This is a genomic window from Streptomyces sp. PA03-3a, from assembly GCF_033792735.1.
Classification (GTDB): domain Bacteria; phylum Actinomycetota; class Actinomycetes; order Streptomycetales; family Streptomycetaceae; genus Actinacidiphila.
In genome coordinates this window covers 82,819-102,911 of sequence record NZ_JARAVM010000026.1, presented here as the reverse complement: position 1 = coordinate 102,911, position 20,093 = coordinate 82,819, and the positions used below count along the sequence as shown (strand labels likewise).

Sequence of the window (20,093 nt, the reverse complement as noted above, 5' to 3'; positions counted from 1 at the left end):
CGCACAAGCACCCGCACGCACACGGAACCGGCGAACCACGTGACCTCCTCCTCCGCACACCAGACGGACGCCGCCGCACGGCGCTCCGGGGGGACGGTCGGGCCTTCCGGCGGCTACCGGCTGCTACGGACCGCTCCGGAACCGGTGACGCCCCCTGAACTGGACGCCGCACAGCGCGCGGTGGTTGAGCACTCCGGCGGTCCGCTCCTCGTCCTCGCCGGACCGGGCACCGGCAAGACCACCACCCTGGTCGAGGCCGTCGCCGAGCGCGTGCGGCGCGGTACCGACCCGGAACGGATCCTCGTCCTCACCTTCAGCCGCAAGGCCGCGGGTGAACTGCGGGACCGCATGGCCGGCCGGATGGGCGGCGCGGCCGCACCGCAGGCCACCACCTTCCACTCCTTCTGCTACGCCCTGGTCCGCGCCCACCAGGACCCCGAGCTGTTCGCCGACCCGCTGCGGCTGATGTCCGGCCCCGAGCAGGACCTGGCGGTGCGCGAGCTCCTGGCGGGCGAGGCCGAACTGGAACGGCGGGGGCGGACCGGGGTGCGCTGGCCGGACGAGCTGCGCGCGGCGCTGACCACCCGCGGCTTCGCGGACGAGGTGCGGGCGGTGCTGGCCCGCACCCGCGAGCTGGGCCTCGGCCCGCGCGCCCTGGCGGCGTTCGCCGGGCGCACCGGCCGCCCCGACTGGTCGGCGGCGGCCGGCTTCCTCGCCGAGTACCTGGACGTCCTCGACCTCCAGGGCGTCGTCGACTACGCGGAACTGGTGCACCGCGCGGTGCTGCTGGCCGGGCGTCCCGAGGTGGCCCGCCATCTCGCCGGCGCCTACGAGGCCGTCTACATCGACGAGTACCAGGACACCGACCCGGCGCAGGTGCGGCTGCTGCGGGCGCTCGCCGGCGGCGGCCGCCACCTGGTGGCCTTCGGCGACCCCGACCAGTCCATCTACGCCTTCCGCGGCGCCGACGTGAACGGCATCCTCGGCTTCCCCGACGCCTTCCGGCAGGCCGACGGCCGCCCCGCCGCCGTCCGCGTCCTCACCACGTCCCGGCGCTCCGGCGCCGGCCTGCTGGCCGCGACCCGGCTCCTCACCCGGCGGATGCCGCTGACCCGGCTCCCGGCCGCCGCCGTCCGCGCCCACCGCGAGCTCGCGCCGGTCCGCGACGGGGGCTCGGTCGCCGTCCGCACCTACCCCACGCCCGGCGCCGAACTCGACGGCATCGCCGACATCCTGCGCCGCGCCCACCTGGAGGACGGCGTCCCCTGGTCCGACATGGCCGTCCTGGTCCGCGCAGGCTCCCGCTCGCTGCCCGTGCTGCGGCGGGCCCTGACGTCCGCCGGCGTGCCCGTCGACATCGACGGCGACGACCTCCCGCTGCGCGACGAGCCCGCCGTTGCCCCGCTGCTGCTCGCCCTGCGGGTCTGCGCCCACGCCGCCCTGCCCGACGCCCCGGAGCCGGGCCTGCGCGTCGAGGACGCCCTCACCCTGCTGGGCTCGCCGCTCGGCGGCATGGACGCCGCCGACCTGCGCCGCCTCGGCCGTGCGCTGCGCGAGGAGGAGCGGGCCGCCGGAGTCGCCGTGCCGCGGCCGTCGGACGAGCTGATCGCGCAGGCGCTGGCGGAGCCCGAGCGGCTGGTGGCGCACGACCCCTCGTACGCGCGGGGCGCCCAGCGGCTCGGCGGGCTGCTGCGCAAGGGACGCGAGCTGCTGGCCGGCGGCGGCACCGCCGAGGAGGCGCTGTGGGGGTTGTGGGACGGCACCCCCTGGCCCGGCCGGCTGGAGCGGGCCGCGGCGCGCGGCGGCGCGGCCGGACGCAACGCCGACCGGGACCTGGACGCGATGTGCGTGCTCTTCGACGCCGCCGCCCGCGCCGAGGAGCGCACCGGCGGCCGCGGCGCGCTGAACTTCCTGGAGGAGCTGTCCGCCCAGGACATCGCCGCCGACGTGCTGACCCGGCGCGCCGTACGCCCCGACGCCGTACGGCTGATGACCGCGCACCGGTCCAAGGGCCTGGAATGGGGGCTCGTCGTCGTCGCGGGCGTCCAGGAGGGGCTCTGGCCCGACCTGCGGCGCCGCGGCTCGCTGCTGGAGGCCGACCGCATCGGGCGCGACGGCCTCGCCGAGCCGCTCACCCCGGGCGCGCTGCTCGCCGAGGAGCGCCGGCTCTTCTACGTCGCGGCCACCCGGGCCCGCGAGCGGCTCGTCGTGACGGCCGTGAAGGCCGCCGCCGACGACGGTGACCAGCCCTCCCGCTTCCTCACCGAACTCGGTGTCGAGCCCGCCGACGTCACCCACCGGGCGCGCCGCCCGCTGTCCGTCGCGGCCCTCGTCGCCGAGCTGCGCGCCACGACCGTCGACCCGGCCGCCTCCCCGGCGCTGCGCGAGGCCGCAGCCCGCCGGCTGGCGCGGCTCGCGGCCCTGGAGGACGCCGGCCAGCCCCTGGTGCCCGCCGCCCATCCCGAACGCTGGTGGGGCCTGTACGAGCAGACCCGCTCCGAGGTGCCGCTGCGCGACCGCGACCAGCCGGTCACCCTCTCCGGCAGCGCGCTGGACCAGTTGGCCAACACCTGCGCCCTGCAGTGGTTCCTCGGCCGTGAGGTGAAGGCGGAGCCGCCCTCCACGGCGGCCCAGGGCTTCGGCAACGTCCTGCACGTCCTGGCCGACGAGGTCGCCTCCGGCAGCACCCCGGCCGACCTGGACGTGCTCATGGAGCGGCTGGACTCGGTGTGGAACGCGCTGGCCTTCGACGCGCCCTGGAAGTCACAGCAGGAGAAGGAGAACGCCCGCGCCGCCCTGGAGCGCTTCCTGCGCTGGCACGTCATGGAACGCGGCCGCCAGGCCGTCGCCTCCGAGCACGGTTTCGACGTCACCCTGGAGACGGGGGGCGTGGCCGTCCGCATCCGCGGCAGCATGGACCGCGTCGAGACCGACGCGGACGGCAACGCCTACGTCGTCGACTTCAAGACCGGCAAGGCCAAGCCCACCGCCGCCGAGGTCGAGGGCCATCCGCAGCTCGCGGTCTACCAGCTGGCCGTCCGCGAGGGCGCCGTCGACGAGCTCTTCCACGGCACCCGGCCCGCCCCCGGCGGCGCCGAGCTCGTCCAGCTCCGCATCGGCGCGGCCCGCCGCGACGGCGGCGACACCCAGCCCACCGTCCAGCACCAGGAGGCGCTGAGCGGCGACTGGGCCGACACCTTGCTCGCCGGCGCGGCCGCCCGCGTCCTCGACGAGCGCTTCACCCCCTCCACCGGCCAGCACTGCGAGAACTGCGCCTTCCGCGCCTCCTGCAGCGCCCGCGCGGAGGGGCGGCACGTGGTGGAGTGAGGCGCGGGTCTCAGCAGCCGGGGGCCTCGGCCCGCAGCCCGATGTCCTGGGCGGCCTTCAGCAGGCGCTGGTCGTACGTGACGAAGACGAGCGGATCCGCGCCTGCCTGACCGGCCAGGAGCTGCGCCGTCGCGAGGTGGATCGAGTCGAGCGAGCGGAGCAGCGGATCACTGTAGGCGGAAGCCGTGGCACGGACGGCCGCGTCGATCTCGAACCGGTAGAGCCGGGTGATCACACCGGGGACGCCGGCGAGTGCCTGCGGGGCCGACCGGCGCAAGGCACGTGGCACCTCCACCTCGACGAGCGACGACGACACCAGGGGTTCGTCAGGGCGGTCGTTCAGCCAGGCGATCAACTCCCGTGTGCCCTGCTCCCGGCGGACCATCTTCACGATCGCCGCCGAATCCAGGTAGATCACCAGCGCTCCTCCTCGCGCATGGCGACGAGTGCGGCCGCCGTGTCGATCCCCGGATCGCCGAGCACAGGCGGCGCCGGGACCGGACCTGAGGCCGCGGGTGGGGTGGCGCGTCCCTCGGCGACCATGCGGTCCAGTACCGACTGGCTGCCCGAGATGGGCACGAGACGGGCCACCGGGGTTCCGCTCACGGTCACCTCCAATGTTTCGCCGTGCTGCACGCGCGCGAGCACGGCGCTGGTGTTCTGGTTCAGCTCGCGTACCGGGATGCGCTCCATGCTTCCAGCGTAGAACGCGATGTTCTACGTCGGTAGGGCGGAATGCGCCCGAACCGGTGACAGCCCGCGTACCGGGGCGGCGGCGGCCGCTGTCGGTGGCGCCCGATAACCTCCCCTTCGTGTCCTCCCGCATCACCGGTCCCGAGCAGCTGAAGGAGCTGCTGGGCATCCCGTTCACCCCGGAGCAGCTGGCGTGCATCACCGCGCCGCTCGCCCCTCAGGTGATCGTGGCCGGCGCGGGTTCCGGGAAGACGACGGTCATGGCGGCCCGCGTGGTGTGGCTGGTCGGCACCGGGCAGGTCGCGCCCGAGCAGGTGCTGGGCCTGACGTTCACCAACAAGGCCGCCGGGGAGCTGTCGGAGCGCGTGCGCAAGGCCCTCGTCCGGGCCGGAGTCGGCGATCTTGACCCGGCGGACCCCGACCACGCGCCGGGTGAGCCGCAGATCTCCACCTACCACGCCTTCGCCGGGCAGCTGCTCAAGGAGCACGGACTGCGCATCGGGCTGGAACCGACCGCGCGGCTGCTCGCCGACGCGACGCGCTACCAGCTCGCCGCGCGCGTCCTGCGGGCCGCGCCCGGCCCCTTCCCGGCGCTCACCAAGGGCATCCCGAGCCTGGTCAGCGACCTGTTGGCGCTGGAGGGCGAGCTGGCCGAGCACCTGGTGCCGCCCGAGCGGCTGCTCGCCCACGACCGGGAGTGGCTCGCCGCCCTCGACGGCGTCCGCCTCACCAACGCGGATCTGCGCAGGCTCCCCGAGACGGCCCGCGCCCGCGTCGACCTGACGGGGCTCGCCGCCGCGTACCGCGCCGAGAAGAAGCAGCGCGACCTGCTCGACTTCGGCGACCAGATCGCCCTGTCGGCGACCCTGGCCCGCACCCGCCCCGAGGTCGGCCGCATTCTGCGCGAGCAGTACGCCGTGGTGCTGCTCGACGAGTACCAGGACACCTCCGTCGCCCAGGGCCTGCTGCTCTCCGCCCTGTTCGGCGACGGCACGGGCCATCCGGTGACCGCGGTCGGCGACCCCTGCCAGGCCATCTACGGCTGGCGCGGCGCCTCGGTGGCCAACCTCGACGACTTCCCGCTCCACTTCGCGCACGCCGACGGGACCCCCGCCCGCCGCCAGTCCCTGTCGGAGAACCGGCGCAGCGGCGGCCGGCTGCTCGACCTCGCCAACGACCTCGCCGTGGAACTGCGCGAGCGCCACGAGGGCGTCGAGGCCCTACGGCCCGCGCCCGGCGCCGAACGGGACGGCGTGGTGCGCTGCGCGCTGCTGCCCACCCAGGCGGAGGAGATCGCCTGGATCGCCGACTCCATCGCGCACCTGGTCCGCACGGGCACCGCGCCCGGCGAGATCGCCGTGCTGTGCCGGGCCGCGGCTCACTTCGCCGACATCCACGCGGCCCTCGTCGCCCGCGACGTGCCGGTGGAGGTGGTCGGCCTGTCCGGGCTGCTGCACCTGCCGGAGGTCGCCGACCTCGTCGCCGTCTGCGAGGTGCTGCAGGACCCGACGGCCAACGCCGCCCTCGTCCGGCTGCTCACCGGGCCGCGCTGGCGGATCGGGCCGCGCGACCTGGCCCTGCTCGGGCGGCGTGCGCGGCTGCTGGTGCCGGGCCGCGGGGACACAGCGGACCGGCTGGCCGCCGCGGTGGAGGGCGTCGACCCGGCCGAGGTGATCTCGCTCGCCGACGCCCTGGAGACCTTCGTCGACGGCGAGCCCGAGGACCGGCTGCCCTTCTCGGCCGAGGCGCGGGTGCGCTTCGCGCGCCTGGCCACCGAGATACGCGAGCTGCGCCGCTCCCTCGCCGACCCGCTCATGGACGTTCTGCACCGGGTGCTCGCCGTCACCGGCCTGGAGGTCGAGCTCTCCGCGTCCCCGCACGCGCTGGCCGCCCGCCGCCGGGAGACCCTGCACGCCTTCCTGGACATCGCGGCCGGCTTCGCCTCCCTGGACGGCGAGGCCACGCTGCTGGCCTTCCTCGGCTTCCTGCGCACCGCCGCGCAGTACGAGAAGGGCCTGGACAGCTCACTGCCCGGCGGCGAGAACACGGTGAAGGTGCTCACGGCGCACAAGTCCAAGGGCCTGGAGTGGGACGTCGTAGCCGTCCCGGGCCTGGTGCGCAAGGGCTTCCCGAGCGAGCGGGGCCGCGAGCTGTGGCACTTCAACGCCAAGGTGCTGCCGCACGCGCTGCGCGGTGACGCCGCCACCCTCCCCGACGTCGAGGAGTGGTCCCGGGCGGGCCTGGCCGGCTTCAAGGCGGCCATGGCCGAGCACAACCGGGTCGAGGAGCTGCGGCTCGGCTACGTCACCTTCACCCGGCCGCGCTCCCTGCTGCTCGGCTCCGGCCACTGGTGGGGCCCCAACCAGAAGCGGCCCTTCGGCCCGTCCGCCTTCCTCGATGCGCTGCGCGCGCACTGCGAGGCCGGCCACGGCGAGGTCGAGCACTGGGCCGAGGAGCCCGCGCCCGACGCCGGCAACCCGGCGCTGGCCCGTACCGGCGAGACACCGTGGCCGCTGCCCCTGGACCAGGCCGCCATGGCCCGTCGCCGCGAGGCCGCGCGCAACGTGCTGGCCCACCTGCACGCCCCGGCCGTGCACCCGGTGGCCGCGCCGTCCGACCCCGAGTGGCCGCCGCCCCCCGAGGACGAGGAGGAGCCGCCGTACGACGTGTACGGCGACCCGTACGAGGACCCGTACGAGGACCCGTACGAAGGCCCGTACGAAGGCCCCCGCGGAGAGGACGACGCCGGCGGCTGGGAGGACCTGTCGGACGGCCGGCCCGCCATCCCCGATCAGCCCGGCCCCCCGTCCGGGCCCGTTCCCGCCGCCGCCGTACCCGCGCCCGGGCACGGCGGAGAGCGGGGCCTGCTCCCCGAGGAGGCCCGCGCCGTCGCGTCCTGGGACCGGGACCTCGACGCCCTCACCGAGGAGCTGCTCCGCTCCCGGGCGGCGGTCCGCGACGTCCTGCTGCCCACGACGCTCAGTGCCTCCGCGCTGCTGCGGCTGGCCGCCGACCCCGACGGCTTCGCCCGCGAGCTGGCCCGCCCCATGCCCCGTCCGCCGCGGCCCGCGGCCCGGCGCGGCACCCGCTTCCACGCCTGGGTGGAGTCCCGCTTCGAGGAGCTGCCGCTGATCGCGCCCGAGGAGCTGCCCGGCATCGAGGGCGACGACGAGATCGCCGACGAACGCGACCTCGCCGCGCTCAAGGAGGCCTTCCTGCGGACCCCGTACGCCGAGCGCACCCCCTACCGCGTCGAGGCGCCGTTCCAGCTCGGCCTCGCAGGGAGGGTGATCCGCGGCCGGATCGACGCGGTGTACCGGGAGGGCGACGGCTACGAGATCGTCGACTGGAAGACCGGGCGGGCCGGCACCGCCGACCCGCTGCAGCTGGCCGTCTACCGGCTCGCCTGGGCCGAGCAGCGCGGAGTTCCGTTGTCGCAGGTCACGGCGGCCTTCCTGCACGTGCGGACAGGGGAGCTGACCCGGCCGGGACCGCTGCCCGACCGGGCCGCGCTGGAACGCCTGCTGCTGGGCGGGCCGGCACCGGGACGGGAGTCCGGGCCGGGTGCCGCGCCCGGTGCCGACGCCGGGGGTCCCGGCGCGGCCCGCTAGGCTCAAGGCCATGAGCACCACCCCGGACAGCGTCGTCCGTACGTACGTCGAAGCCCATCGCGAGACCTTCCTCGGCGACCTCGCCGAGTGGCTGCGCATCCCCTCGGTCTCGGCCGATCCGGAGCGCGCGGCCGACGTACGGCGCAGCGCAGAGTGGCTGGCGGCGAAGCTGAAGGAGACCGGCTTCCCCGTGGCCGAGGTGTGGGAGACCCCCGGTGCCCCCGCGGTCTTCGCCGAGTGGCCCTCCGACGCCGCGGACGCGCCGACGGTGCTCGTCTACGGCCACCACGACGTCCAGCCCGCCGCCCTCGAGGACGGCTGGGAGAGCGAGCCCTTCGAGCCGAGGATCCGCGACGGCCGGATGTACGGACGCGGCGCCGCCGACGACAAGGGTCAGGTGTTCTTCCACACACTCGGCGTCCGCGCGCACCTGGCAGCCACCGGCCGCACCGCCCCCGCGGTGAATCTGAAGCTGCTGATCGAGGGCGAGGAGGAGTCCGGCTCCCCGCACTTCACCGACCTCGTGCGCGCCAACGCCGGGCGGCTGGCCTGCGACACCGTGATCGTCTCGGACACCGGTATGTGGGACGAGGACACCCCCACCGTGTGCACCGGCATGCGCGGCCTGGCCGACTGCCAGATCGACCTCCACGGCCCCGACCAGGACATCCACTCCGGATCCTTCGGCGGCGCCGTCCCCAACCCGGCGACCGAGGCGGCCCGGCTCGCCGCGGCGCTGCACGACGCGGACGGCCGGGTGGCGATCCCCGGCTTCTACGACGGGGTCGTCGAGCTCGGCGACCACGAGCGCGAACTGTTCGCCCGGCTGCCCTTCGACGAGGAGCGCTGGCTGCGCACCGCCAAGTCGCACGCGACGAGCGGCGAGGCCGGCTACTCCACCCTGGAGCGGGTCTGGGCCCGGCCGACCGCCGAGGTCAACGGCATCGGCGGCGGCTACCAGGGCCCCGGCGGCAAGACGATCGTGCCGTCCGCGGCGCAGCTGAAGCTGTCCTTCCGGCTGGTGGCCGGGCAGGACACCGACCGGGTGCAGCGGCTGGTCGCCGACTGGGTCGCCGCCCGCGTCCCGGCCGGGATCCGGCACGAGATCACCTTCTGGGGGGCCACCCGCCCCTGCCTGACCCCGCTGGACCACCCCGCGCTGCGCGCGGTGACCCGGGCGATGGGCCGGGCCTTCGGCAAGGAGGTCCTGTTCACCCGCGAGGGCGGCTCGGGCCCGGCGGCCGACCTGCAGGACGTACTCGATGTCCCCGTCCTGTTCCTGGGAATTTCCGTGCCGTCCGACGGTTGGCACTCGGTGAACGAGAAGGTGGAACTGGACCTTCTGCTCAAGGGCGTGGAGACGTCCGCGTACCTCTGGAGCGAGTTCACGACTCTGTGAGCATCCGCACCCATCCGCGCGCTACGGGGAGTTGACAGGAATCTTGTCCGATACGTCCGGAACCGGCCCCACCTTCGACACGACGGCCTTCCCACCGCCCCTCGCCCGCCCGTCGGGCGTGGACCGCGCCGCCGAGCACCGGCTCGACGAGGCCTGGCTGGCCGCCGCCTGGAGCCACCCCAAGACGCAGGTGTTCGTGGTCTCCGGGGGTCAGGTCCTGGTCGAGGACACCCCGGACGGCCGCACCGAGCTGGTCATGATGCCGAGCTTCGAGGCGCCGGAGAGCGAGGTGCACCGCTACTTCCTCGGCGTCGACGACGAGGGGGTCCGCTACTTCGCGCTGCAGAAGGACTCGCTGCCCGGACGGCTGGACGAGGCGGCCCGCCCGGCCGGGCTCCGGGAGGTCGGGGCCCTGCTGTCGGACCGCGACGCCGGCCTGATGGTGCACGCGGTCGCGCTGGAGAACTGGCAGCGCATGCACCGCTTCTGCTCGCGCTGCGGTGAGCGCACCGTGGTGGCGGCCGCGGGCCACATCCGCCGCTGCCCCGCCTGCGGCGCGGAGCACTACCCGCGTACCGACCCCGCGGTGATCATGCTGGTCACCGACGAGGAGGACCGGGCGCTGCTGGGCCGACAGGTGCACTGGCCGGAGGGGCGCTTCTCGACGCTCGCGGGCTTCGTGGAGCCGGGGGAGTCCCTCGAGCAGGCCGTGGTGCGCGAGGTAGCCGAGGAGGCCGGGGTGACCGTCGGCGAAGTGTCGTACGTCTCCAGCCAGCCCTGGCCGTTCCCCTCCAGCCTGATGCTGGGCTTCATGGCGCGCGCCACGTCCGCGGAGATCACCGTGGACGGCGAGGAACTGCACGAGGCGCGCTGGTTCTCCCGCGAGGAGTACCGCAAGGCGATGGAGACCGGGGAGGTGCTGCCGCCCTACGGGATCTCCATCGCGGCGCGCCTGATCGAGCGCTGGTACGGGATGCCGCTGCCGACCCGCCGCTGAGGACGGGCGACGGCCCCCGTCCGGCCCGGCCGTGCCTGCAGCGCGGCCGGGCCGGACCGTCCTCAGCCCGCGAGGGCCTGCTTGACCTGGGCCAGGCTGGGGTTGCTCAGCGCGACGGCCTCGGCGCCGCTCTTGGGGGACACCAGGAGCGTCGGGACGAGCTGGTTGCCGCCGTTGACGCTCTCGACGAACTTCGCCGAGTCCGGGTCGTGCTCGATGTTGACCTCCGTGAAGGCGATGCCCTCACGGTCCAGCTGGCCCTTCAGGCGGCGGCAGTATCCGCACCACGTGGTGCTGTACATCGTCACAGTGCCGGACATCGGTGTTCGCTCCTTCAAGGCTGGGGATGACGTCGATCCCGAGAACGCTAACCCCTCGCCTCGGCATTCCTTGCAATCGTTCGCGGTACGACCATCCCACCTCAGCTGTGGATAACTTTCCCGGCCGTCTCCCGGGACCTGGCAGCATGGCGGGGTGACTGCACCAACCCACACCCCGCTCTTCCCGGAGTTCCCCGCCGTACCGGACTCGGCGGACGCCGTGCTCGCCGGGCTCGACCCCGAGCAGCGCGCCGTCGCCACCGCCCTGCACGGCCCGGTGTGCGTGCTGGCCGGAGCCGGCACGGGCAAGACGCGCGCGATCACCCACCGGATCGCGTACGGGGTGCGGGCCGGGATACTGCAGCCGTCCAGTGTGCTCGCCGTCACCTTCACCGCCCGTGCGGCCGGGGAGATGCGCGGGCGGCTGCGGCAGCTCGGCGCGGGCGGTGTGCAGGCGCGCACCTTCCACTCCGCGGCGCTGCGGCAGCTGCAGTACTTCTGGCCGCGGGCCGTCGGCGGCGACATGCCGCGGCTGGCCGAGCGCAAGATCCAGCTCGTCGCGGAGGCCGGGGCCCGTTCCCGCATCCGGCTGGACCGCAACGAACTGCGCGACGTCACCGGCGAGATCGAATGGGCCAAGGTCACCCAGACCGCTCCCGAGGACTATCCGGCGGCCGCCGCCAAGGCCGCGCGCGACGTGCCCCGCGACCCCGCCGAGATCGCCCGGATCTACACCACCTACGAGCAGCTCAAGCGCGATCGCGGGGTCATCGACTTCGAGGACGTGCTGCTGCTCACCGTCGGCGTCCTGGAGGACCGGCCGGACGTCGCCGACGCCGTCCGCTCCCAGTACCAGCACTTCGTCGTCGACGAGTACCAGGACGTCAGTCCGCTGCAGCAGCGCCTGCTGGACCTGTGGCTCGGCGGGCGTGACAGCGTCTGCGTCGTCGGCGACGCCTCGCAGACCATCTACTCCTTCACCGGCGCCACCCCGGAGTTCCTGCTCGGGTTCCGCGGCCGGCACCCGCAGGCCACGGTGGTCAAGCTGGTCCGCGACTACCGCTCCACCCCGCAGGTGGTGCACCTCGCCAACGGGCTGCTGTCCCAGGCCCGCGGCCAGGCCGCCCAGCACCGCCTGGAGCTGGTCTCGCAGCGCGAGGCCGGCCCCGAGCCGGTCTACACCGAGTACCCGGACGAGCCCGCCGAGGCCGAGGGCACCGCCCGGCGGATCCGCGAGCTGATGGACGAGGGCGTGCGCCCCAGCGAGATCGCCGTGCTGTACCGGGTGAACGCGCAGTCCGAGGTCTACGAGCAGGCGCTCGCCGACGCCGGGGTGCCGTACCAGTTGCGCGGCGCCGAGCGCTTCTTCGAGCGTCCCGAGGTCCGCGAGGCCGGGATGCTGCTGCGCGGTGCCGCACGGGCGGGCGGCGGCTCCGACCCGGACCTGGACGACGCGGATCTGCCCGCACACGTGCGGGCGGTGCTCAGCACCCGCGGCTGGTCCACCGAACCCCCGGCCGGATCGGGCGCGGTCCGTGACCGCTGGGAGTCGCTGGCGGCCCTGGTGCGGCTGGCCGAGGACTTCCACCGGGCCCGGCCGCAGGCCACGCTCGCGGACTTCGTCGCCGAGCTCGACGAACGCGCCGGAGCCCAGCACGCCCCGACCGTCGAGGGCGTCACCCTGGCCTCGCTGCACGCCGCCAAGGGCCTGGAGTGGGACGCGGTGTTCCTGGTCGGCCTGACCGAGGGCACGATGCCGATCACCTACGCCAAGACCGACGAGCAGGTCGAGGAGGAGCGCCGGCTGCTCTACGTCGGCGTCACGCGCGCCCGGTTCCACCTCTCGCTGTCGTGGGCGCTGTCCCGCTCGCCGGGCGGACGCGGCGGCAGGAGGCCCTCGCGCTTCCTGGACGGGCTGCGGCCGGGCTCGGCGGCCCGGGGCAGGGCGGGCGGCCGATCGGCCGCCACGGGCGGCGTGGAGCGCGGCTCGGGCGGCAGGAAGCGGCGCGGGCCGGTGCAGTGCCGCGTGTGCGGCCGCACGCTGTCCGACGCGGGCGAGATCAAGCTGATGCGCTGTGAGGACTGCCCCTCCGACATGGACGAGGCGCTGTACGAGCGGCTGCGCGAGTGGCGTGTGGAGCAGGCGAAGGCTCTGGGCCAGCCGGCCTACTGCGTCTTCACCGACAAGACGCTGTTGGCGATCGCCGAGGTGCGGCCCACCACGGAGGGTGAACTGTCCGTTATCTCCGGGGTCGGAGCCCGCAAACTGGACAAGTTCGGTGCCGACGTCCTCGCCCTGTGCACAGGTGGCGAGCCAGGCGGTGCGGCCGGTGGCGGAGCGGTCGAGGAGGCCGTCGGGGAAGTTGTCGAAGAAGAGCCCGGAAAATAGTTTGCGCGCCCCGAGGAAATCCCCATAGCCTGCGTGAGCGCGAACGACGCGGCTCTGTGAAGGACCTTCCCGGAGCGGTGGAATCCGTGATGTACTGACCCAGCACCACTTGCCAGACCAGCCCAACGAGACGCCGAGAGGAGGCGAGACCAGTGACCAGCTTCATGACGAAAATGACCGATCGTCCGGTCGCCGCCGCCTGCTCTCTTGGTGTCTCGCTCCGTGGCACCGGTCTGTCCAGCCACCTGTCCGTCGAACTGCCCACCACCGTTCTCTCCATTCGGGAGCGCGGCGGCGAGCGACCGACGCAGGTGCCGGCGGTGGCAGTGACGGCTGAGGCTCAGGCCTATGCCTTTGCGGCGACCAATGGTGCCGGAACCCAGAAGCAGCAGCACCCGAAGTGGGCCTTCCGCGGGCTCGAACCCTGGAGTGATCCAGTCTGATCGACGATCAGGCAGGCGCCTTCAGGGCCGCGGAATCCCAGACCGGGATCCGCGGCCCTTCTGTTTTCCCCACCCCCCGACAAACAGATGAGGAACGAAGCGATCGTGCATCTCACCCCGCACGCACCGTCCGTACCCGCCCCCGTACGCCCGCCTGACCCTGACCCGGAGGTCCCCTTGCTGCCCCTCACCGAGCTCGAAGACGAGATCGACCGCCTCGGCGTCCCCGTCCCCTGCCGGACCTACGACCCGGAGGTCTTCTTCGCCGAGTCCCCGGCGGACGTCGAGTACGCCAAGTCGCTCTGCCAGACCTGCCCGGTCCGCGAGGCCTGCCTCGCCGGTGCGAAGGACCGCCGTGAGCCCTGGGGTGTCTGGGGTGGCGAGCTCTTCGTCCAGGGCGTCGTGGTGCCGCGCAAGCGTCCCCGTGGCCGTCCGCGCAAGAACGCGGTTGTGGCATGAAGCGTCCCGCCGTCGGAACGATCGACCGTCCCCTCACGCACGACCCCAAGAAGCAGGCCCCGATGAACCCGTCCGTCACCGAACGCCCCGCCCCGCCGTCCGACGCTCCCACTGAGCGCCAGAACAGGAACCTCGAAATGCAACTCATGCCAGAAGCCCTGGCTCGTGCCCATATGCAAGAGCGCCTCTACGAGGCCGAGCACGAACGGATGGCCCTCCGCGTGCTCAACGCCCGGCGCCTGCAGCGCCGCGCCGAGCGCGCCTCGCTCCGCGCCCGCCGGGCGCTGGCGATGGCCGTGATGCAGTAGCGCTCACACATCGGCAACGACACACAACCGCGGGGCCGGTCGATTTCGACCGGCCCCGCGATATCGTCACAAAATGGACCAGAAGACTCAATTTGAACGGGTCGGGACTGCTCCCACGGCGACATGCGCCCGGTGCGGAGCCGTCGCCGAGGAACTTCCCCTCACCTGGACCTGCTCCGTCGAGAACGGCAGCCGCGTGTACTTCTGCGACGACTGCGCCCGCACCAACATCCGCAGCATCGAGGGGCGGCTGGACTCCTCCTGGTGGTAGGGCCCGCCGGGCCCGCTGCGCCTAGGCCGAGGCGTCCTCGGTCTCGGGCAGCGGGGCCAGGTCCTCCCCGGAGAAGCCCGGCAGCCATTCGAGCAGCTCGTCCCGCAGCCGGACCGTGGCCGCCAGCTGGCACAGCACCCCGATGGTGCTGAGCGTCACCCGGTGGATGAGCAGGTACGAGGGCGGCAGATTGAGCTGCTTGCCCAGCTGGTGCGCGGGTGAGCGCGGGTCGGCGATCCGCGCCGCCTGCGCACGCATCCAGCCGCGCGCGAAGGTGAACTCCTCCACCCCCGCGGGCTCGATGATCGGCCGCAGGTAGTCCAGCACGGCGTCGGGGTCGAGCTCGACCGTCGGCTTGACGAAGCCCTCCTGGCGGAGCATCGAGTGCACCGAGTCCGCGTCGTCGGCCAGCGCCAGGCGCAGCGCCGTCCCTATGGGCAGCGGCAGTCCCTCGGGGAGGCGGTCCACCGTGCCGAAGTCCAGCACGCCCAGCCGCCAGCCCCGCGCGGGACCGTCGTCGACCAGCAGCCGGAAGTTGCCCGGGTGCGGATCGGCGTGGAGCAGCCCGGTCCGCGCAGGGCCGGCGAAGAGGAAGCGCGCCAGCAACTGGCCCGCGCGGTCGCGCATCTGCGCGGAGCCCTCCGAGATCACCTCCGCCAGCGGCACGCCGTCCATCCACTCCGTGACCAGCACCTGGTCCGTGCGGTGCACCACGTCGGGCACCACCACGTCCGGGTCGTCGGCGAACTCGACCGCGTGTGCGTGCTGGGCCTGCGCCTCCAGCTCGTAGTCCAGCTCCTCCGCGACCCGGTCGCGCAGCTCGGAGATCAGCGGCTTGATGTCCATGCCGGGAATGAGCGGCCCGAACAGCCGGGCCACCCGGCCGAGTTGGTTGAGGTCCGACAGCAGGGCGTCCCCGGCGCCGGGGTACTGGACCTTCACCGCGACCTTGCGGCCGTCGTGCCACACGGCCCGGTGCACCTGCCCGATCGAGGCGGCCGCCGCCGGGCGGTCGTCGAACTCGGTGAAGAACTCGCGCCAGTCCTCGCCGAGGCGCTCGGCCAGTACGGCGTGCACGGTGCGGGCGGGCATCGGCGGCGCCGCGTCCTGAAGCTTGGTGAGGGCGGCACGGTAGGGGCCCGCGACCTCCTCGGGCAGGGCGGCCTCGAAGACCGACAGGGCCTGCCCGAACTTCATGGCACCGCCCTTCAGCTCGCCGAGGACCTTGAAGAGCTGTTCGGCCGTCCGCTCCTGCAGCTCGGTGGCGACCTCTTCCGCGGGGCGCCCGCCGAGCCGCTTGCCCAGTCCCAGCGTCGCCCGCCCGGCGAATCCCAGTGGGAGCGCCGCCAACTTGGCGGTACGGGTCACCGCTTTGCGCGGAAGATCAGACATGCGCCCCCTCTTTCCGATCGGTCACGTCGTCATTGTCCCCCGCCCCTCCCGGACCATGGCACCGGCGGTGTCACAAACCTCATGCGTCGTCGGTCACCCCGGCATCCGCGGTGTGCGCGCCGCACCCGCATCTGCGGTCCCCCGGCACCGGCCGTACCTCTGTCGTCAGCCGGGCGAGACCCATCTCGACGCGCCCGCCGCAGCTCGGCGGCCGCCCGCCGTCGACGAAGGCCAGTGCGTGCGCCGCGGCGAGCCCCGCGACCGTGGTGGCCAGAGCGATGTCGCAGGCGGGGACCCCGCCCCGGCCGGACCGCAACTGCGCCAGCACCCTGGGCCAGGCCGCGTCGGCGTCGGCCATCCGAAGTCCCAGGCATCCCGCGCACCCCGTGCTCCCCGGCACCACCAGGGGACCCACCACTCCCCGGCCTTCCAGCACCCCCGTATAGAGGTGGGGGATGCCGGCGGCCATCAGTGGCTCGGCCTCGTGCGCGTCGGGGGCGTAGGCCGCCAGGCCGTCCCGCGGTGCGACCACCACCAGCGACAGCCCGGGCTCCGGCGCGGCGGACGGCCCCCGGCGGCCCACCGCTGCCGCCCGTGGATCGGGCGCCGCCCTGCGCACCAGACCGCGCGCCGCCGCGTCCCGGCGCTCGCCGATGTGCTCGGCGGGGATGCCGCCCGGCGCGGTGTCCCAGGGTTCGACCCGGCCACCGTCGCGTACGTCGACCCGGCCGACTCCCGCCGCGGAGAGGACCGCCGCGACCGTCGCGCCGACCCGGCCGGCCCCGGTCACCCGTACGCGGGCGGCCCGCCGGCGGCCCATCCGGTCCGCCGCGCCGCCCGGGTCGGAGTGCACCACGGACAGCGCTGCGAGGTCGGGGCGGAGCCGGTCCAGCGCGGCCGAGTGGTGCCGTATGGTCTCGGACAGCTCGGTGTGCGCCGTCGCGTCGTCGAGCACACCGCCCTCGGCCAGCAGCCCGAGCAGCCGCCGGGCCTGCGGGGGCCGAAGCCCCAGCGACTCGGCCTCGCGGGCGAGCGGACCGAGTCCGCGCGTGCCGTCGAGCAGGTCGAGGAAGGCGGCGGCCGCGCCGTCCACCGGGTCCAGGACCACCGCGTGCGCCGGGTCGACGCCGAACTGCAGACTTTCCCGGCTGCGCCAACTGCGGCGCATCGCCGGCTTGAGCATGGGACGCATCGCCACCCCCGTGGGCTCAGTTCCCGATCGAGAGATCGTTCCGATTCCGTACCGGACCAGCATGCCCGGAATCCGCGAACAGACCGCGAAAGTTATCCACAGGTGCCGCGAATGATCATTCGATATGACTGGGACCAGGCATCCGGCACCCGGCATCCGGTAACTTTCCGCGCTCCTTTTTCACCGGGCACCACCGGGGGCGGGACTTCCCGGACCCGGTGCGGGTAACGTCGGGGCGTGTCCGCCGACCCCGCCCAGAGCCTTTCCGGCCAGCCCCCGCGCGCCCCCAGGACCAGCGCCGTGGAAGTGCGCCGAAGCGCCCGACGACGCCGGACGGTCTCGGCGTACCGCGAGGGCGACGTCACCGTGGTCCTCATCCCCGCCCGGATGTCCGCCGCCGAGGAGAAGCGCTGGGTGACGGTCATGCTCGACAAGCTCGCCGCCCAGGAGAGCCGCCGCCGGCTCGGTGACGACGGGCTGTCCGCCCGCGCGGCGCAGCTGTCCGCGCAGTACCTCGGAGGCCGCGCGATACCGCGGACCGTGCGCTGGGTCACCAACCAGAACTCCCGCTGGGGCTCGTGCACGCCCGCCGAGGGCAGCATCCGCCTGTCGCACCGGCTCCAGGGCATGCCCGAGTACGTCGTCGACTATGTCCTGCTCCATGAACTGGCCCACCTCCTGGTGCCCGGTCACGGGCCGGATTTCTGGAGGCTGCTGGAGTCCTACCCGCGCACCGAACGCGCGCGCGGGTACCTGGAGGGCGTCGTCGCCGCGGCCCGGCTGCCCCACCCGCCCACGGCACACGAGGAATAGCGGGGGAATAGCCCCTGTCACGGCCAGCGGTTAGCCTGGCGCAACGCACCAAGTACGTACGTACGGATGGGGGGACGGTCCTTAGCAATGGCCAGGGAATTCCAGCGCGGCCACAAGGCCAAGATCAGTGACCTGACCGCGGGGACGGATCTGTACATCGGCGTGCAGATCAGCGGACCCGGTCTCGGCTTCGACATCAGCTGCTTCGGGCTCGACGCCGGGGAACAGCTCTCCGACGACCGCTACTTCATCTTCTACAACCAGCCCAAGTCGCCCGAGGAGGCGATCCAGCAGCTGGGGACGCAGGCCGGCGACACCGAGTCCTTCCGGGTCACCCTGGACCGGATTCCCGCGCAGATCCAGAAGCTGAGCTTCACCGCGACGATCGACGGCGCCGGGCAGATGTCGCAGATCGGCCCGGGCTACGTCAGGATCGTCGCCGGGGGCGAGGAGGTCGCCCGCTACGCCTTCACCGGGGCCGAGTTCAGCACCGAGCGCGCGGTCATGCTCGCCGACTTCTACCTCAAGGACGTCTGGCGCTTCGCGGCCGTCGGCCAGGGCTTCGACGGCGGACTGGACGCCCTGCTCAAGAACTTCGGCGGCGAGGTCGCCGAAGAGCAGCAGGCCGCGCCCGAGCAGCCCGCCGCGGCACCGGGCTTCGCGCCCCCGGCGGGCCCCGCGCCCGGCTTCGCGCCCCCGGTGGCCACCGGGCCGCCCGCCCCTCCGCAGCCCGCGCCGGGATTCGGCGCCCCGCCGGCTCCGGCTCCGGCTCCGGCGCCCGTGCACGCCGCCCCCACCATGGTGGCGCCGATGACCACGCCGCCGCCCCAGGCCCCGTCGCAGGCGCCCCCCGGTCAGCCGCCGTTCGGCCAGGTCCCGCCGCCGCAGGCGCCTCCTGGTCAGGTCCCGGGCCAGATGCCGGGTCAGCCGCCCTTCGGACAGCCCTCGTACGGCCAGCCCGCACCGGGCCAGCCCTCGTACGGCCAGCCCGTCCCCGGCCAGCCCGTCCCCGGTCAGCCGATGCCGGGCCACCCCGCCTTCGGCCAGCCCGCCTTCGGCCAGCCGCCGCAGGCCCCGCACGCCGGCCAGGTCCCGCAGACCCCCGGCGCGGGTCTGGCGGCGGCCATGCAGAAGTACCGTGAGCTGCCCACCGGCCAGCGCTGGACCCAGCAGAACCCGAAGCTGATGCGCGCCGACCTCGCGCAGGCCGGCGGCCAGCCCGTGCTCGCCCGCCAGGGCAGCATGGTGCTCTACCAGGGCAAGGTCGAATTCGGCTACAAGGGCGCCGGGTTCACCGGCCGCATCGTCGGCAACATGACCGGCCAGGAGATGCAGTTGATGCGCTGCACCGGCCGCGGTCAGGTCTTCTTCGCCGAGGAAGCGTCCTACCTGCACCCCATCGAGCTCCAGGGCGACGCCATCTGCGTCTCCGCCGAGAACGTGCTCGCCTTCGACGAGTCCCTGCAGCACGAGGTCCGCCGCATCGAGGGCCACGGCATTCCCGGCGGCGCCCTGTTCACCATGCTGTTCCAGGGCACGGGCACGGTGGTGGTCAAGACCCACGGCACCCCGGTGGTGCTGCCGGTCACCCCGACCACCTACGCCGACAGCAACGCGATCGTCGCCTGGTCGGCGGCCTCCCAGGTGGTGCTCTCCAGCCAGGTGAGGCTGCGCAGGAACGCGTACCCGGGACACAGCGGGGAGACCGTGAACCTGCAGTTCCGGGGCGCCCCGGGCAACTTCATCATCGTCCAGCCGTACGAGGTCTGAGGGGGAGCCCGTCATGGACCAGTCACTGATCTCCGGGTACACCCCGGCACCGGTCACCGCCCGCATGGAGAACCACGGCAGCAGCATGCTGAAGGTGGCCATGCAGAGCGGCCAGGACCTCTTCGCGCGCACCGGCTCGATGGTCGCCTACGAGGGCTTCGTCCAGTACGAGCCCAACCCGCCCGCCGTCCGCCAGATGGCCTCGCAGTGGCTCACCGGCGAGGGCGCACCGATCATGAAGTGCTCCGGCGACGGCCTGCTGTACCTCGCGGACTACGGCGCCGACGTCGTGTGCGTCTACCTCGACAACGAGGCGCTGTCGGTCAACGGCAGCAATCTGCTCGCCTTCGACGCCCAGCTGCAGTGGGGCGTGGAGCGGGTGAAGGGGCTGGCCAAGTTCGCCGGCCAGGGCCTGTTCAACGTCGGGATCTCGGGCACCGGCTGGGTGGCCGTCACCTCGCGAGGTACCCCGGTCGTGGTCGACTGCGGCCGCGGCGAGGACGAGACCTACGTCGACCCGGACGCGCTTGTGGCCTGGTCGAGCGGGCTGAAGACGAAGGCGAAGCGCAGCTTCAAGGCGTCCGCCCTCATCGGGCGCGGCAGCGGCGAGGCCTTCCAGATCGGCTTCTCCGGCCAGGGCTTCGTCGTCGTACAGCCCAGTGAGGACAGCACCGACCGCCTCCGAGTCCGGGGCTGAGGGGGAGCGAGA

At 73.7% G+C, this 20,093-nt stretch carries 17 protein-coding genes; 12 read left to right on the top strand and 5 right to left on the bottom strand.

The window, feature by feature from the left end; all coding sequences use genetic code 11:
* Positions 1-144: 144 nt before the first annotated feature.
* Complete coding sequence (locus PV342_RS28320; RefSeq protein ID WP_500319113.1) at positions 145-3,327, top strand: ATP-dependent helicase; 3,183 nt, start codon at positions 145-147, stop codon at positions 3,325-3,327.
* A gap of 10 nt (positions 3,328-3,337) precedes the next feature.
* On the opposite strand, the gene PV342_RS28315 is transcribed toward PV342_RS28320, so the two are convergent.
* Positions 3,338-3,745, bottom strand: a complete 408-nt coding sequence (locus PV342_RS28315; RefSeq protein ID WP_386994068.1) for a type II toxin-antitoxin system VapC family toxin — start codon at positions 3,743-3,745, stop codon at positions 3,338-3,340.
* The gene (locus tag PV342_RS28310) at positions 3,742-4,020 is read right to left on the bottom strand and encodes a type II toxin-antitoxin system Phd/YefM family antitoxin (RefSeq protein WP_018561520.1); all 279 of its coding nucleotides are present in this window, start codon (positions 4,018-4,020) and stop codon (positions 3,742-3,744) included. The genes PV342_RS28315 and PV342_RS28310 overlap by 4 nt, the downstream gene beginning before the upstream one ends.
* A gap of 119 nt (positions 4,021-4,139) precedes the next feature.
* Between PV342_RS28310 and PV342_RS28305 the strand changes: the two genes are divergently transcribed.
* The 3 genes from PV342_RS28305 to nudC are packed head-to-tail and all read left to right on the top strand — an operon-like array spanning position 4,140 to position 10,027.
* Entirely contained in the window at positions 4,140-7,631 is a 3,492-nt protein-coding gene (locus PV342_RS28305) for an ATP-dependent helicase (RefSeq protein ID WP_500319111.1), read from the top strand.
* Between the two features lie 10 nt (positions 7,632-7,641).
* Positions 7,642-9,030 (top strand): dipeptidase, encoded by a 1,389-nt coding sequence (locus PV342_RS28300; protein ID WP_500319109.1) that lies wholly within the window; start codon positions 7,642-7,644, stop codon positions 9,028-9,030.
* A 43-nt stretch (positions 9,031-9,073) separates the two neighbouring features.
* Positions 9,074-10,027: an NAD(+) diphosphatase gene (gene nudC, locus PV342_RS28295; RefSeq protein WP_400798564.1), complete on the top strand. Its 954-nt coding sequence runs from the start codon at positions 9,074-9,076 to the stop codon at positions 10,025-10,027.
* Between the two features lie 62 nt (positions 10,028-10,089).
* On the opposite strand, the gene PV342_RS28290 is transcribed toward nudC, so the two are convergent.
* Positions 10,090-10,347 (bottom strand): glutaredoxin domain-containing protein, encoded by a 258-nt coding sequence (locus tag PV342_RS28290; protein WP_018561524.1) that lies wholly within the window; start codon positions 10,345-10,347, stop codon positions 10,090-10,092.
* 154 nt (positions 10,348-10,501) lie between these two features.
* Here PV342_RS28290 and PV342_RS28285 point away from each other — a divergent pair, with 154 nt between their 5' ends.
* The 5 genes from PV342_RS28285 to PV342_RS28265 all read left to right on the top strand — a co-directional run bounded on the left by PV342_RS28285 (position 10,502) and on the right by PV342_RS28265 (position 14,217).
* Entirely contained in the window at positions 10,502-12,736 is a 2,235-nt protein-coding gene (locus tag PV342_RS28285; protein ID WP_386994058.1) for an ATP-dependent DNA helicase UvrD2, read from the top strand.
* A 152-nt stretch (positions 12,737-12,888) separates the two neighbouring features.
* Entirely contained in the window at positions 12,889-13,179 is a 291-nt protein-coding gene (locus PV342_RS28280) for a hypothetical protein (RefSeq protein ID WP_018561526.1), read from the top strand.
* A gap of 105 nt (positions 13,180-13,284) precedes the next feature.
* Positions 13,285-13,638 carry a WhiB family transcriptional regulator gene (locus PV342_RS28275; RefSeq protein ID WP_026251444.1) on the top strand — a complete coding sequence of 118 codons (354 nt, stop codon included), beginning with the start codon at positions 13,285-13,287 and terminating at the stop codon, positions 13,636-13,638.
* On the top strand, positions 13,635-13,946 hold the full coding sequence (locus PV342_RS28270) for a putative WhiB-interacting protein (protein ID WP_089224072.1): 312 nt from the start codon (positions 13,635-13,637) through the stop codon (positions 13,944-13,946). The genes PV342_RS28275 and PV342_RS28270 overlap by 4 nt, the downstream gene beginning before the upstream one ends.
* Positions 13,947-14,019: 73 nt before the next feature.
* Positions 14,020-14,217, top strand: coding sequence for a hypothetical protein (locus PV342_RS28265; RefSeq protein ID WP_400798555.1), 198 nt, complete (start codon positions 14,020-14,022; stop codon positions 14,215-14,217).
* A 21-nt stretch (positions 14,218-14,238) separates the two neighbouring features.
* Here the strand turns inward: PV342_RS28265 and PV342_RS28260 are convergent, their stop codons facing one another.
* On the bottom strand, positions 14,239-15,609 hold the full coding sequence (locus PV342_RS28260; protein ID WP_391577642.1) for an ABC1 kinase family protein: 1,371 nt from the start codon (positions 15,607-15,609) through the stop codon (positions 14,239-14,241).
* Positions 15,610-15,688: 79 nt separating this feature from the next.
* A complete protein-coding gene (locus tag PV342_RS28255; RefSeq protein WP_391577669.1) occupies positions 15,689-16,801 on the bottom strand; it encodes a TOMM precursor leader peptide-binding protein in 1,113 nt (370 codons plus the stop codon).
* Positions 16,802-17,038: 237 nt separating this feature from the next.
* Here PV342_RS28255 and PV342_RS28250 point away from each other — a divergent pair, with 237 nt between their 5' ends.
* The 3 genes from PV342_RS28250 to PV342_RS28240 all read left to right on the top strand — a co-directional run bounded on the left by PV342_RS28250 (position 17,039) and on the right by PV342_RS28240 (position 20,081).
* Positions 17,039-17,614, top strand: coding sequence for a M48 metallopeptidase family protein (locus tag PV342_RS28250; protein WP_329185829.1), 576 nt, complete (start codon positions 17,039-17,041; stop codon positions 17,612-17,614).
* Between the two features lie 87 nt (positions 17,615-17,701).
* Positions 17,702-19,384, top strand: coding sequence for a TerD family protein (locus PV342_RS28245; RefSeq protein WP_500319105.1), 1,683 nt, complete (start codon positions 17,702-17,704; stop codon positions 19,382-19,384).
* Positions 19,385-19,397: 13 nt separating this feature from the next.
* A complete protein-coding gene (locus PV342_RS28240; protein WP_500319103.1) occupies positions 19,398-20,081 on the top strand; it encodes an AIM24 family protein in 684 nt (227 codons plus the stop codon).
* The last annotated feature ends 12 nt before the right edge of the window (positions 20,082-20,093 follow it).